Origin of the sequence: Streptomyces roseifaciens, from assembly GCF_001445655.1 — a bacterium.
GTDB lineage: Bacteria > Actinomycetota > Actinomycetes > Streptomycetales > Streptomycetaceae > Streptomyces > Streptomyces aureoversilis.
Window position 1 is genome coordinate 1147526 of the sequence record NZ_LNBE01000003.1, and the last position, 12961, is coordinate 1160486.

Genomic DNA, 12961 nt, shown 5'->3' on the forward strand with positions numbered 1-12961 from the left:
CGGCTCGCGGCCGTCCCCCGGGCCCCCTGGCACCCCACCGCTCCCACGGAGCTGAGGAGAAAGGTTTCCGCGCATGGAGAAGACCGCAACGGACGAGATCAAGGACCGCCTCCGCAAGGTGCTGGTCGACTCCCTGGAGCTCCCCATGGAGCCCTCGGACGTCCCCGACCAGGGACTCGTGGACAAGCTGGGCCTCGACTCGATCAACACCATCGAGTTCCTCATCTGGGTCGAGAGCGAGTTCGGCATCGAGATCGCCGACGAAGACCTGTCGATCAAGCTCATCGACAGCCTCGACCTCCTGGCCGGCTACGTCCGCGAGCGCATGGCGTGAGCACGCCCGCCGCACGCGCCCTGGTCATCGGGCTCGACGGCATGCCCCGGTCCCTGCTGACCCGGCTCGCCGCCGACGGCACCATGCCCCGCGTCGCCGGACTGCTCGCCGAGGGCCACTGCGCCGAACTCCTCGCGCCCGTACCGGAGATCAGCTCCACCTCCTGGGCCACCTTTCTCACCGGCACCAACCCCGGCCGGCACGGCATCTACGGATTCACCGACCTCACCCCCGGCGGCGGCCGGCACATCCGCTTCCCCGGCCTGCCCGACCTCGCGGAACCCCCGCTGTGGGAGCTCGCCGCCCGGGCCGGCCGGCGCACCCTGTGCCTGAACGTTCCCGGCACCTACCCCGCCCCCGAAACCGGCGGCGCGGTCGTCTCCGGTTTCGTCGCCCCCGACCTCGAACGCGCCGTCAGCCCGCCCCGGCTGCTGCCCCTGCTGCGCGGCCTCGGATACGAACTCGACGTCGAAGTCGGGGACGCCGCCGCCGACCCCGCCGCCTTCCTGGACCGTGCCGAGCGCGCCCTGCGCGCCCGGACCCGCGCCATGGACCACCTCCTGCGCCACGAACCGTGGGACCTCGCGGTCACCGTGCTCACCGAGACCGACCGCGTCTACCACTTCCTGTGGAGCGCCGTCACCGACCCCGCCCACCCCCTGCACGAGCGGCTCCGTACCTTCCACCGCCTCGTCGACGACAGCGTCGGCACGCTCGTCGCCGCCCTCCCCGCGGGCACCGAGCTCTTCCTGATGAGCGACCACGGCTTCGGCCCGGCCGCACACCAGGTCTACGTCAACGCCTGGCTCAGGGAGTCCGGCTGGCTCGTCCCGCTCGACGCCTGCCCGCGCCCGGACGCCCTCGACGCCCGCAGCACCGCCTTCGCCCTCGACCCCGCCCGCATCTACCTCAACCGCAAGAGCCGCTTCCCCGGCGGCGCCCTCACCGACGCCGAGGCGGACGACGCGGCCGCCGAGATCGCCCGCGAACTGACCGCACTGCGCTGCGACGGCACCCGCGTCGGCCCCGACGCCGACGGGCCCCCGCTGCTGCGCGCCCTGCACCGCGCGGCCGACGTCTACCATGGCCCGCTCCTGCACCACGCCCCCGACCTCGTGGCCGTGCCCGCGCCCGGCATCCAGCTCCGCGGCGGCTGGGGCGGCACCGCCACCGTACGCACCGACCACCTCAGCGGCACCCACACCCGCCACGACGCGGTCCTCTACCGCCGCGGCGCGGCCCCGCCGCCCCCCGGGCGGGCCGCCGCGCCGTACGACATGACGGACGTGGCCCCCACCGTCCTCGCGTCGATCGGCATCCGCCCGGACGGCCTCGACGGCACGCCCGTGCTCGGCACGGCGGACCCGCCGCCCGGCGGCCCACCGGCCCCCCTCGACACCAGGGAGCAGTAATGAAGCAGGATCTCGGTCTGGTACCTTCGGCGCCCAAACCGGGAACGCTCGACCTGACGATCGACCCGCGCATCACGGACCCCGCGTCGTTCCGGGTCAGCTTCCTCATCCTCCTCGACGGCGACCTGGTGATGTCGCCCGAGCACCTGGGCGTGGCCTACATGGCCGGCGTCCTGCGCCACACGGGCTTCACCGCCGAGATCCGGGAGGTGGAGCACGGCGACGGCGAGGCGGCCGCCGCGGTCGAAGCGCTCAAGGACTTCCGGCCCGACCTCGTCTGCTTCACCCTCATGAGCCTCAACCTGGGCAGCTGCCTGACGCTGTGCCGGCTCCTGCGGGAGGAGCTCCCCGGCACGGTGATCGCCTGCGGCGGGCCCGCCGGCACCTTCGCCGGCCTGGACGTGCTCCGCAACAACCCCTGGGCCGACGTCGTCGCCGTGGGCGAGGGCGAACCCACCGTCCTGGACCTCGTCCAGCGGCTCTACCTCAAGGAGCCGCTCTCCGAGGTGCGCGGCATCTGCTACCGCGACGCCGGCGGCACGCCCCGCCAGAACCCCGCCCGGCCCCTCATCCACAACCTCGAAGACCTCCCCTTCCCCGCCCGGGACCAGCTCAGCCAGCACGGCAACAAGCTGGAGTACGTCCGGGTGAGCACCAGCCGGGGCTGCGTCGCCAACTGCGCCTTCTGCTCCGCGCCGCACCTGAAGAACCGGGTGCAGGCCGGCAAGGCCTGGCGCGGCCGCGGGCCGGAGCAGATCGTGGAGGAGGTCGCCGAGATCGTCGAGCGCCACCAGTTCCGCACCTTCGACTTCGTGGACTCCACGTTCGAGGACCCCGACGGCGGCCGCGTGGGCAAGAAGCGCGTGACGGCCATTGCCAACGGCATCCTCGACCGCGGCCTGGAGATCTACTACAACGTCTGCATGCGCGCCGAGAACTGGCGCGACACCCCCGAGGACCACGCCGTGCTCGACCTGCTCGTCGCCTCCGGCCTGGAGAAGGTCAACGTCGGCATCGAAGCCGGCACGGCCGGGGAACTCCAGCTGTGGGAGAAGCGTGCGACGGTCGAGGACAACGTCACCATCATCAGGATGCTGCGCGAACACGGCATCTACCTGGCCATGGGCTTCATCCCCTTCCACCCGTACGCCACCGTGGACACCCTCGTCGCCAACGCCGCCTTCCTGCGCGACAACTCCGGCCACAACCTGCGGCGGATGACCGAGCGCCTGGAGATCTACCCCGGCACCGCCATCGTGCGCCGCATGGAGGGCGACGGCCTGCTGAACGACACCTACCTGGACGGACTCGACCCCTACGGCTACGAGTTCAAGGACCCGAAGGTCGGACGCCTGGCCAAGCACTTCGCCCGGCTCTACAACAACGACGACTACCACCGCCACGGCGTCATCACCGAATACTCCTCCGTCTTCGCCTTCGAGACCTACAACGTCGTCCTCCAGACCTTCATCTCGCGCCTGCACCGCAGGTTCGGCCGGCTGCCCGGCGTCAACGACGTGATGGAGGCCTTCAAGACCCGCGTGCACGAGGTCCGCCAGGAAATGGGCCAGTACAACTACGCCTTCTTCATGTCCAACCTCGAAGCCGTCATGAACGACACCCTCGACCCCGCCAAGCAGGCCCGGCAGGTGGTGGACGTCGAGCAGTACTTCCACGACCGGATGCAGCTCCTGCGCGACGAGCAGCTGCGCGTCGGCAAGGCGCTCACCCGCCTCGGCGCCCGCGTCATCGAGGTCAGCTCGACGATCCCCAAAGAACGGCCCGGCGGACTGCCCCGCCAGTACACCGGGGAGGGCAGCGGAGCCACATGGTGAGAACGGGGGAGGGCACGGCGGAGCCCGCCCCGGCACGGGTGGCCGTCTGCACCCTCAGCAGCAGGGAACTCGTCGAACCGCTGGCCCGCCTGCCCGGCGTGGCCCTGGCAGGCACCCTGATGACCGCCAACCTGGGCATCGAGGAGATCGTCCGGGCCCTGGCGCGCGACCGCACCGTCCGCGGCCTGCTGGTCTGCGGCCGCGACTCGCCCCGCTTCCTGGCCGGGCAGAGCCTCGTCGCCCTCTTCCGCCGCGGCCTGCGCCCCGGCAGCGCGCGCATCCCCGGCGCCACCGGCCACCTGCCCGTCCTGCGGTCGGTGACCCGCCAGGAGGTCGAGGAAGTGCGTGCCCGCGTGGAACTCGTCGACCTGCGCGGCGAGCGCGACCCGCTGGTACTGAGCACCGCTGTCGCCGCACTGCTCTCCGCCGTACGCGACACCACCGCGGTCGATCAGTTTCCCGTGGGCGGACCCGACAGCGGTGCGGCTCCGTACGCACCACCGCTGCCCGCCTTCGGGCTCCTGCACCCGGCAGGACGGCGCAAGCCCCTGGCGAACGGCATCGACGGCTTCGTCGTGATCACCGTGGACCGGCCCCGCGGCCGCATAAGGCTGCGCCACTACGGCTCCGACGTGACGCCCCGCCACGAAATGCAGGGCACCCGGGGAGAGACGATGCTCCTCGGCCTCCTGGAGGCCGGCGTGATCGAGGACCCCGCCCACGCCGGCTACCTGGGCGGCGAACTGGCCAAGGCCGAGACGGCGTTGCGGCTCGGCCTGCACTACGAACAGGACCTGCCGCTGCGCCCGCCGGGACGGCCCCCGGGCCGCGGCCGGCCGCGCACGACCGGGAAGGAGCGGACGACCGTGGCAGACGTGCCCGCGCTGGAGGAATTCCTGACCCTGGTGGCCCGGACGCTGGGCGCCCGAGGCACCGCGCTGGACCCCCACACACCCCTCGGCGAGCAGCTGGCGGTGGACTCCGTACGGGTCATCGAGCTCACCGTCGTACTGGAGGAGGAGCTCGGTGCGGAACTACCCGACGACGCCGACGTGGCCCGGGCCACCCCTGCGGACCTGTACAAGGCACTGATGGGCTGACGAGAGACCCGGACGACCGGAGGAGGAGCATGGACAGGGTGTTGTTGCTCAACGGCCCCAACCTGGGGACCCTGGGCAAGCGGCAGCCGGAGATCTACGGGACGCGGACCCTGGCCGAGATCGAGGCCGAGGTCGCGGAGGAGATCCGCGGCCGCGGCTGGAGCCTGGTCGCCGAGCAGCGCAACGGCGAGGGAGAGCTCGTCGACCTCCTGGAGCGGCACCGCGACGTCGCGGGAGCGATCGTGAACCCCGGCGCGCTGATGGTCGCCGGCTGGTCGCTGCGCGACGCGCTGGCCGACTTCGGGCCGCCGTGGCTGGAGGTCCACCTGAGCAACGTGTGGGGCCGCGAGGCCTTCCGGCACGTCTCGGTGACCGCGCCGCTGTCCTCCGGCGTCGTGATGGGCATGGGCGCGCTGGGCTACCGGATGGCCGCCCGGGCCCTGACCCTCATGGTCCCGGAAAGCTGACGGGCGGCCGTGCCGGTCCGTGCCGGGTCAGGCCGGCCACACCTGCAACTCCTCCTTGATCAGCCGTGCGCTCACCGCGTCGCACGCGGCGGGCAGCGGGCAGCCGGGCGGGAGGAACCGTACGGTGAAGGGCCCGTCCGTGAGGCCGCGCCAGCGGTGGGCGGCGGCCCGGGCCGCGTCCGCGTCCATGGGGACCAGCACCGTCACCGGGCAGGACAGCAGCCCGGCGGCGGCCGCCTCCCAGCCCTCTTCCGGCTCGCGGTCACCGGCCCACAGCAGCACGTGCGTGGGCGGCGGATCCGCGCGTACGGCGTCGGCCAGTACGGAGCCCACCCGGTCGCCGGTGGTGAACAGGGCCCGGGGCAGGGCGTCGCCGGGCGGGCCCGCGAGGCCCTCGGGCCCCTGGCCCACCGTCACTTCGGGCGCCAGCGCCCGGCGCCAGCTCTCCGCGCCTTCCCCGGCGGCCCGGCCGGCCACGACGACCAGCCGGGCCACCGGAGCCATGAGCATTCCCGCCATGAATCCCTCCCCTTCCGTGCGCGGCTACGGCAGGCCGTCGGTCATCCCGAGCGAGAAGTAGTTCTCGTAGCCCAGCAGGCGGCGCAGCTCCGGCTCGGCGCGGGCGGCGACCTCCTCCTCCAGGCCGGTGAAGAAGTTCTGCTGCTGCCGGACGTACCCGCGGCAGTAGTAGTTGAGGATGCCGTGGCGCGGCAGGCCCGTGGTGTTGGCGCCCGTCTGGTGCCAGAGCCGGCCGTCGAAGACCATCACGCTGCCGGCCGGCGCGCACACCGGGACGGTCGCGGCATTGCCCTCGCCCCGCTCGTAGTCCGGCTGCCGCCCCAGCAGGTGGGAGCCCGGCACCAGGCGCGTCGCGCCGTTCTCCGGGGTGAAGTCGTCCAGCATCCACATGCTGTTGGCCACCAGGGCGTACGGCGGCCAGGGTGGGCGGGCGAAGGTCTGGTCGGCGTGCAGGTGCATCGGGGCGCCGCCGGGCCCCGCGATGTTGGCATGGGTGCTGGAGAGCAGGAAACCGACGCCCAGCAGCTCCTCCATCAAACGCATGACGGTGGGGTCCTGGACGTTCTCCTCGAATTCCTCGCCCTTGTTGAGCAGGCTGAAGACGCGCTGGTTGCCGCCGTCGTAGAGAAAAGCGGAACCGTCCTTGCGCTCCTGCTCGGCGACATCCAGCAGACGGCCCCTGAGTCTTTCGAACGCGCCCGGCGAAATCGGGCACTCCAACAGGCAGTAACCGTGATCGGCGAGGTCTCGTGCGGCTGTTTCGACGTCATTCGTCAGAGTCGCGCGCATATGGCGAGGCTAGCAGCCGCCATTACCCCGGAACAACACCCCGGAACAGCGCTCCGGAACAACAGCACGGTAATCCCCGCGACATGATTCCCGCAAACGCCGGAAGGGCGGTTCCCACGATGACGTACGCACCCACGCGGCCGGACGGGCGCATCAGGATCGGGGTCTGGCTGACCCCCCAGCACACCTCCGTACGGGAACTGCGCGCCGCCTGGCGCGCGGCCGACTCCCTGGGCGTGGACTCGCTGTGGCTGTGGGACCACTTCTTCCCGCTCACCGGCGACCCCGACGGCAGCCACTACGAGGCGTGGACCCTGCTGGCCGCCCTGGCCGCCGACACCCGCGCCGCCCGGCTCGGCACCCTCGTCACCAACTACGCCTACCGCAATCCCGACCTGCTCGCCGACATGGCCCGCACCGTCGACCACCTCAGCGACGGCCGCCTCATCCTGGGCATGGGCGCGGGCTGGGTCGAACGCGACCTGAAGGAGTACGGGTACCCTGCGCCCGGAGCGGGAGAGCGCGTCGCCGGTCTCGTCGAGGCGGTGGCCCGGATCGACCACAGGCTCGCCCGCCTCAACCCCGGCCCGCTGGGCGCCCTGCCCCTGCTGATCGGCGGCGACGGCCGCAAGCGCCTGCTGCGCTTCGCCGCCGAACGCGCCACCATCTGGAACACCATGGCCTGGCGCTTCGCCGAGGGCAACCGCGTCCTCGACCAGTGGTGCGCCGAAGTGGGCCGCGACCCGGCGGAGATCGAGCGCAGCGCCTTCGTCACCCGGGACCAGACCGACGACGAACTCCACCGGCTGGTGGCCGCGGGCGCCCGCCACCTGATCTTCCAGGTCGGGCATCCCTTCCGGCTCGACGGCGTGGAGCGGGCCCTGCACTTCGCCCGCACGGAGGGACGGGCCGCCCGCACGCCCTGAAGGCTCCAGGGTCTCCGGCATGCCGAAGGCTCCGGGGCAGCAGGACGCCGGCAGGCTCTCGGGCTCTACGGCAGCAGGACGTCCGCCAGCCGGTCCACCTGCGACAGCGCGGCCGCGGTGGGGTGCATGACCACCTCGTTCACCCCTCCGTCGGCCAGCGCCGCGACGACCCGGCGGATCCGGTCCGGCGTACGGGGCGTCTTCGCCACGAACTCCTCGGCCTCGGCGCCCAGCACGGAGAAGTAGTCCCGCACGAACGCGGCCGACTCCCGCTCCACGTCCTCACCCAGCGCGAAGCGCGCCAGCGCCACGATGCGCGGCGCGCCGGAGCGCCCGCCCTCGGACCAGGCGCGGCGCACTCGCGCGGCGAACGGCAGGACCGCCTCCGGCTCCAGGCCCGGCGCGGTCCAGCCGTCGCCCCAGCGCACCACGCGCCGCACGGCCGCGGAGCTCAGCCCGGCCACCAGCACCGGCACCCCCGGACCGGCCCAGGGCCCGCCCGCTCCGCCCGCCGCGCCCCGCCCCAGCAGCTCCAACTGCTCCTCGAACGCCTCGCGGCGCCCCGCGAACGAGCGCCCGGCGGCCTCGAAGTCGTCCTCCCGTACGCCCGGCCCCATCCCCAGGACGAGCCGCCCGGCGGACAGCGACGCCAGCGTCGCCACCGACTTGGCCAGCACCGGCGCGGTGCGCAGCGGGCCGATCAGGACGTTGGTCAGCAGCCCGATCCGGGAGGTCGCCGCGGCCGCGGCCGCGAGCGTGAGCAGCGGGTCGTGGCCCGGGTACACCAGACGCTCCGTGACGGCCAGCGAAGCGAATCCACGGTCCTCGGCCCTTTTCGCCCATTCCGTCAAAAGGCCGCCGTCCGCGCCCGGCACGGTATTCGGCAGCGCAATGCTGATCCTCATCGTCCTCCTGCCCCCTGTCGTATTCCTCCGGCGGCGCGTATGTTTTTCGCGGCGCTCATTTTTCTCCTCGCCCGGTCGCGAGCTGAGCACAGTGAGAGGAATCCCCGATGCCCGCTGCCCGTAAAGTGGCCGTGATAGGCCTCGACTCCGCGACTCCGCAGTACATGTTCGACCGGTTCGCCGATGACATGCCGGTGTTCACCGCGCTGCGCCGCAATTCCCTGTGGGGGCCGATGCGCAGCGTCGACCCGCCCATCACCATGCCCGCGTGGTCCTGCATGATGTCGGGCCGCACGCCCGGCGAACTCGGAGTCTACGGATTCCGGGACCGGGCCGCCCACGACTACGGCCCGCTGAAGTTCGCCACGTCCCACAGCATCCGGGCCCCGCGGATCTGGGACGAGATGACGGGGGCCGGGCGCCCCAGCGTCGTCCTGGGCGTGCCCGGCACCTACCCGCCCGCCCCCATCCGGGGCGCCATGGTCTCCTGTTTCCTCGCTCCCTCCACCCAGGCGCAGTACACCGCGCCGCCCGGCCTCGCCGACGAACTGCACAAGCTCACCGGCGGCTACGCCCTGGACGTCGAGGACTTCCGTTCCCCCGAACTCGGCCGCGTCTCGCAGCAGATCTTCGACATGAGCGAGCAGCGCTTCGAGGTCGCCCGCCACCTCGCGACCACCCAGGAGTGGGATTTCCTCTCCTTCGTGGACATGGGACCGGACCGCCTGCACCACGGCTTCTGGAAGTACTGCGACCCCGGCCACCCCCGGCACGAGCCCGGCAACCCCTATGCCGGCCTCTTCCGCGACTACTACCGCGCCCTCGACCGGCACCTCGGCCGCTTCCTGGAGTGCCTGCCCGAGGACACCGCCGTGCTGGTCGTCTCCGACCACGGGGCACAGCCCATGGTGGGCGGCTTCTTCATCAACGAATGGCTGCGCAAGGAAGGCCTCCTCGTCCTGGCCGAGGAGGTCGCGGGCCCCACACCCGTCAGCGCGGCCCGGATCGACTGGAAGCGCACCACCGCCTGGGCCGAGGGCGGCTACTACGGGCGGATCTTCCTCAACGTCGAGGGCCGGGAGCCGCACGGCACGATCCCCGCCGCGGAGTACGAGAACACGCGCGACCTCGTCGCCGCGGCGCTGGAGGCCGTGCCGGACGACCAGGGGCAGCCGATGGGCACCCGCGCCCTGCGCCCCGGCGAGCTGTACCCGGAGGTCAACGGCATCGCCCCGGACCTCCTGGTCTACGTCGGGAACCTGCGCTGGCGGGCCCTGGCCACCCTCGGCATGGGCAAGGGCCTCTACACGACGGAGAACGACACCGGGCCGGACCACGCCAACCACGGCGACACCGGCATCTTCGCCCTCAGCGCGCCCGGCGTCGCTCCGGGCGAAGCCGCAGGCCTTTCGCTCTACGACGTGGCGCCGACCCTGCGGTCGCTCCTCGGCCTTCCGTCGCAGGGCACCCGCAGGCCCGTTGCCTGACGTCATCCTCCGTATCCGCTCTATCCGCTCTATCCGCTCTGTCCGCCTCATCCGCCGAGCAGCACATAGGGAGTGGGCGGCCCCGCCGGCCGTCCCTCCTCCTCCCCGCCCCCGTGCACGGTGTGCCGCCGCCGGTAGGAGTCCAGTTCGTTCGTCAGCCGGTCCCAGACGGCGGACGCGCCCCGCCCGTCCCGGCCCGGGAGCTCCAGGTCGACCAGGCGGTAGTCGTTGACCCACACCCGGTCCGCGCGCAGCCGCTCGGCGACGGCGCGCGCCCGCGCCGGGTCGGCGGACCAGACGCCCGCGCTGAGCCGGTAGCGGGTGCCGTTGGCGATGCGGACCGCCTCCTCGTCGTCGGCGGCCCGGATGACCGACAGCACGGGGCCGAAGATCTCCTCCTGCGCGACGGCGTCCCGCTCGCCCACCGACGTCAGCACCGTAGGCCTGAAGTACGCGGCGGGGTCCAGCCCTTCGGGCAGCTCGCCCGCGGACGGCGAGCCGCCGCCGCACGCCAGCTGGGCCCCCTGGGACAGGCCCAGCTCGGTGAAGCGCCGGGCCGTGCGCGCCTGGCTGCGCGAGACCAGAGGGCCGAGATCCGTGGCCTCGTCCAGCGGGTCGCCCAGCCGCAGCCGCCCCACCCGCTCGACCAGCAGCCGTACGAACTCGTCGTGGACGGCGGTGTGCACCACGGCCCGGGTGCCCGCCATGCACACCTGCCCGTTGTGCAGGAACGCCCCCCACGTCACACCCGTCACGGCCTGCGCGAGATCGACGTCCGCCAGCACGAGGTTGGGGGACTTGCCCCCCAGGTCCAGGCGGGTGCTCGTGCCTGCCGACGCAGCCCCCTGCCGCACGGCCTCCCCGGTCTCGTCAGACCCGGTGAACGCCACCAGATCCACCCCCGGAGCACGCACCAGGCTCTCCCCGGCCACCGCGCCCGGCCCCGTGACCACATTGACCACACCGGGCGGCAGCCCGCACTCGTGCAGCAGCCGCACCAGGCGCAGCACGGACAGCGAAGCGAACGAAGCCGGCTTGATCACACACGTGTTGCCCGCGGCGATCGCGGGCGCGATCCGCCAGGCGGCGAGCAGCAGCGGCAGGTTCCAGGGCACGATCGCGGCGACGACTCCGGCCGGCCGCCACAGCACGTACGCGCCGCCGCCCCCGGCCTCCCGCTCGGGCACGTGCTCCGCCCACCAGGCGCTCCACTCGAACGCCGCCGCCGCACCGGGCACGTCCGCGCCCCGCGCCTTGCGCAGCGTCGCGCCGTTGTCACGCACCTCCAGCCGCGCGAACTCCGCCGCCTCACCCGCCAGCCGCTCCGCCGCGGCGCGCAGGAGGCGGGCCCGCTCCCGCGCCGGCATCCGCGGCCAGGGCCCCTCGTCGAACGCCTTCCTGGCGGCCGCCACCGCGCGGCGCACGTCCTCGGGACCGCCGCTCGGGACGTCGGCCAGATGACGCCGCGTCGCCGGCTCGAAGGTGCGCAGGACGGCACCGTCGTGAGCCGGCACGGCCAGACCGCCGATGTACATGGGAACCTGCTCGGCCACGCTCTCCATGTGCCTCACCGTCTTCTCGTGTCGTCCGTGAGGTGCCACCCAGGCCGGAACACGCGCGGGCGGCGGCCGCGCCGGAGCACGGGCCCCGGGCGGCCGCCGCGCGCCGGCTACGCGGGAAGGGGCGGGATGTTGGGGTTGAACCGGAAGACGTTGCCCGGGTCGTGCCGCGCCTTCAGCTCCCGCAGCCGGGCGTAGTTCTCCGCCGTGAACGCGCCGCGCGCGACCTCCACCGACGTGTTGTGGCCCGCGAGGAAGTTCAGGCACACCCCGGGCGTCGTCCAGGGCCGCAGCGCGTCGACGAAGCCCTGCTGCGCCCGGTCGACGGACTCGATCGTCTCCGGCTCGATCAGCGAGGCGATGTAGGCGTTGAAGACCGCGTCCGGGAAGTGGCCCACCGCGCTGGGCACCTGCGGGGGCCGGGACAGGGCGCCGCCCAGGTGGCGCAGCTCCACCCCGTGCACCGCGTTCGACCCGGGCCCGGCCAGCTTCAGGATCAGGCTGACGGCCTTCTCGTCGAGCTCCCGCAGCATGAAGGTCTTGCTGTAGCTCGCCACGGGCGACGGCGGGTCGTTGTGGATCTCCCCGGCGCGCGTGTACGGCAAGGACGCCACCGTGTCCATGACGACCGTCCCGGCCGCCCGGAGTTCGGCGAAGTGCTGCTCGGCCTCCTCCGGTTCCCCGAGGTAGGCCAGCCGGATGTGGGTGACGAACTTGCCGCGCAGCGGCTCGGGCAGGCCTTCGGCGTCGGGGTACTCGGTGAAGAACACCGAGGACGCCAGGTCCTCCGGCATCCGGGGCGCCCACGCCAGGTACGTCTTCAGCACCGCCGGCGTCGACTCGGCATCGAAGAACAGCCCGCCCCCGTACACCCGGCTCACGGGGAACAGCCGCACCTCCAGGGAGGTGACGATGCCGAGGTTGCCCTTGCTGCCGCGCACGCCCCAGAACAGGTCGGGGTGCCGCTCGGGGGTGACCTCCAGCAGCCTGCCGTCAGCCGTGACGAGGTCGAAGGAGGTGATGTGGTCGGTCGCGAAGCCGTACTTGCGCGACAGCAGCCCGAGCCCCCCGCCGAGGGAGTACGAGACCGCCCCGACGAACGGCGCCGAGCCGTTCAGCGGCGCCAGCCCGTGCACGGCCGCCTCGTGAATGACCTGCTCCCAGCGGACGCCCGCCTCGAAGCGCGCGGTGCGGGCCTGCGGGTCCACCCGTACACCGGTCATCCGGCGCGTACCGATGAGGACATCGGTGGCGGGCCGGGAGATCCCGTGGCCGGTCGCCTGGACCGCCACCCCCAGGCCGCGCTCCGCGGCGAAGCGCACGGCCGCGATGACGTCGGCCGCCCCGGTGGCGCCGACGATCAACGCCGGGCGGTGCGCGACGGACAGCTCGAAGCCGGCGAGCTCCGCGTCGAAGCCCTCCTCCCCGGGCAGCAGGACGGGACCGGCGACGTGAGCCCTGAGCTCCTCGGCATCCGGTGCGCCGAACGCGACGGGCGCGCCCGGTGACTGGTGGCTTGCTGAATTCACCGATGAACCTTTCTGGAACGAACGGGACGAGCGTCCGCGCCGGGCGGGCCGCGGGTTGCCGGCCACTGGCCGCAGGGCCCGCCCGGCGCGGAGGTGCGG

The 12961-nt window shown here is 72.9% G+C and carries 12 protein-coding genes; 7 read left to right on the forward strand and 5 right to left on the reverse strand.

Features of this window, described 5'->3' with window-relative positions:
* Positions 1–73 precede the first annotated feature (73 nt).
* From AS857_RS10840 to AS857_RS10860, 5 genes are read left to right on the forward strand one after another with little or no spacing between them, the layout of a single operon-like run.
* Positions 74–334, forward strand: a complete 261-nt coding sequence (locus AS857_RS10840; RefSeq protein WP_058042900.1) for an acyl carrier protein — start codon at positions 74–76, stop codon at positions 332–334.
* Positions 331–1746: an alkaline phosphatase family protein gene (locus AS857_RS10845; RefSeq protein WP_058042901.1), complete on the forward strand. Its 1416-nt coding sequence runs from the start codon at positions 331–333 to the stop codon at positions 1744–1746. The genes AS857_RS10840 and AS857_RS10845 overlap by 4 nt, the downstream gene beginning before the upstream one ends.
* Positions 1746–3581, forward strand: coding sequence for a B12-binding domain-containing radical SAM protein (locus tag AS857_RS10850; RefSeq protein ID WP_058042902.1), 1836 nt, complete (start codon positions 1746–1748; stop codon positions 3579–3581). Before AS857_RS10845 ends, AS857_RS10850 begins: the two co-directional genes overlap by 1 nt.
* Positions 3575–4681: a DUF4346 domain-containing protein gene (locus tag AS857_RS41870; RefSeq protein WP_058042903.1), complete on the forward strand. Its 1107-nt coding sequence runs from the start codon at positions 3575–3577 to the stop codon at positions 4679–4681. Before AS857_RS10850 ends, AS857_RS41870 begins: the two co-directional genes overlap by 7 nt.
* A gap of 29 nt (positions 4682–4710) precedes the next feature.
* Complete coding sequence (locus AS857_RS10860) at positions 4711–5148, forward strand: type II 3-dehydroquinate dehydratase (protein WP_058042904.1); 438 nt, start codon at positions 4711–4713, stop codon at positions 5146–5148.
* Positions 5149–5175: 27 nt separating this feature from the next.
* Here AS857_RS10860 and AS857_RS10865 read toward each other — a convergent pair whose 3' ends face one another.
* Together AS857_RS10865 and AS857_RS10870 are read right to left on the reverse strand one after the other, a co-directional pair.
* The gene (locus AS857_RS10865; RefSeq protein ID WP_058042905.1) at positions 5176–5667 is read right to left on the reverse strand and encodes a hypothetical protein; all 492 of its coding nucleotides are present in this window, start codon (positions 5665–5667) and stop codon (positions 5176–5178) included.
* Between the two features lie 24 nt (positions 5668–5691).
* Positions 5692–6456 carry a phytanoyl-CoA dioxygenase family protein gene (locus AS857_RS10870; RefSeq protein WP_079110233.1) on the reverse strand — a complete coding sequence of 255 codons (765 nt, stop codon included), beginning with the start codon at positions 6454–6456 and terminating at the stop codon, positions 5692–5694.
* Positions 6457–6575: 119 nt separating this feature from the next.
* Here AS857_RS10870 and AS857_RS10875 point away from each other — a divergent pair, with 119 nt between their 5' ends.
* Complete coding sequence (locus AS857_RS10875) at positions 6576–7382, forward strand: LLM class F420-dependent oxidoreductase (protein WP_058042907.1); 807 nt, start codon at positions 6576–6578, stop codon at positions 7380–7382.
* A gap of 65 nt (positions 7383–7447) precedes the next feature.
* Here the strand turns inward: AS857_RS10875 and AS857_RS10880 are convergent, their stop codons facing one another.
* Positions 7448–8287, reverse strand: coding sequence for an LLM class flavin-dependent oxidoreductase (locus tag AS857_RS10880; RefSeq protein ID WP_063804224.1), 840 nt, complete (start codon positions 8285–8287; stop codon positions 7448–7450).
* 107 nt (positions 8288–8394) lie between these two features.
* Between AS857_RS10880 and AS857_RS10885 the strand changes: the two genes are divergently transcribed.
* Positions 8395–9774, forward strand: coding sequence for an alkaline phosphatase family protein (locus AS857_RS10885; RefSeq protein WP_058042909.1), 1380 nt, complete (start codon positions 8395–8397; stop codon positions 9772–9774).
* Between the two features lie 47 nt (positions 9775–9821).
* On the opposite strand, the gene AS857_RS10890 is transcribed toward AS857_RS10885, so the two are convergent.
* Complete coding sequence (locus tag AS857_RS10890) at positions 9822–11336, reverse strand: aldehyde dehydrogenase family protein (RefSeq protein ID WP_058042910.1); 1515 nt, start codon at positions 11334–11336, stop codon at positions 9822–9824.
* A gap of 107 nt (positions 11337–11443) precedes the next feature.
* Positions 11444–12862, reverse strand: coding sequence for an FAD-binding oxidoreductase (locus tag AS857_RS10895; protein ID WP_058042911.1), 1419 nt, complete (start codon positions 12860–12862; stop codon positions 11444–11446).
* Positions 12863–12961: the final 99 nt, after the last annotated feature.